This window comes from Vibrio sp. TRT 2004 (genome assembly GCF_050113735.1).
GTDB lineage: Bacteria > Pseudomonadota > Gammaproteobacteria > Enterobacterales > Vibrionaceae > Vibrio.
Genome location: NZ_JBNJOH010000116.1, coordinates 1 through 1,369, shown reverse-complemented (window position 1 = coordinate 1,369; position 1,369 = coordinate 1). Strand labels below are relative to the sequence as shown.

The following is a 1,369-nucleotide window of genomic DNA, read 5'->3' as shown; positions in this document are numbered from 1 at the left end:
TAAATCCCCATGTTCGCGACAACCTCGACCCATTGGCACAAAAGGCACTATTAACTCGCACACAGATGAGCGGGAGTGCATCAAGCGCCACTCAAAGTACAAGCCTACATCCGCCACTTCCCATGCCCCCATACGTCCCTGAGCCGGTTCGTACTCATAATCCCGATGCGCCGCCAAAGGAAAAATACGAGTACAACTTTGATATCGCGTGCTCCGATGATGCCTTTCAGCGCAATGTTGGTTGTTCGTTTGTTTTAGCCCAAACGACAAACGAAGTGTTACTAGGGCGCTGGCGTGAAACCAAAATAAAAGAAGGGACACGCTACACCCTATTCACAGCGTTTGATGAGCCTAAAAAATTGGTCGGAGAAGTGGCATCAAAGTCGTTAGGTCTCTCGCCTCGTCAGCCAGTAAAAGTCCGACCGATAGGCAGTGGCGTAGCGCAAGAGGGATTTATTCCCGTTTTTCCCGCTGTGCAGCTCGGCGAGCGGCTAGGCTTTCCCACTCACGGTTTCTACTACCACTTTCATAACGGAAAACTGATCCAAGAGTACCGTATTCTCGGTGATAAAAACTGGAGCTTTTATGCCACTCACTCAATGCATCACCGCCTTGATCCCGAAAGAGGCTATAACCAGAACCAAAACGCGATATTGGTGTTGTGGAAACTCGGTGGCAAAGTGGTCGAGGGGCAACATCTTGTTTATTTAGAGAGACAAATTACCCGTGATGAATTGGATAATTTGAGCGAGGAGTGGTTGAACGAGCATGGGGTGAAATTAGATGTGCCTCAGTTACTTGAGGCAACACAACAACCCATCATTAAACGAACTGAATCAGAGAAACCCGCCGAACCCCAACCTCAGCCTGTTAAGCATATTGTTCAAACTGATCTCGAAACGGGTATGCGAGAAACGTGGATGAAGATTGCCAAGCAGTATGGTCTAGCGCCAAAAGCGTTGTTGGAACTTAATCCACAGTACGATGCCGACCCGATGTCTCTATCGGTAGGGGATTCTCTGAATGTAGAAAAACAGCAACCGCTAAGCATTGAAAAAGAGCCTGTTTACGCGATACCACCGGAGAGCCCAAAGCGATTTAATCAACCTTTAAACACTTTCTATAACTACACCGAGCGATGCTTAGTCGATACCTCAATCGCATCGATCAATCGTCCTGAGTGGATTGAAAAAGACATTCCCGTTGTAAATCTGAAAATAGTGTCTACCGAATCGAAGGCAACAGACTATGGCAAACTGGCATTTCTAGCGTTGCCAGCGAGTACAACCAGTTCTAACCTTGGGATTATCAGTACCAACACCACTTCTACGCTAGGGCAATGGAGTATCACAGGTGAGGCTCTCAGCAG

General features: G+C 47.6%; 1 pseudogene. It reads left to right on the top strand.

Annotation, left to right across the window (positions count from 1 at the left end):
* Positions 1 to 1,369: pseudogene (locus tag ACQEXR_RS20105) on the top strand (S-type Pyocin domain-containing protein); the annotation flags it as partial.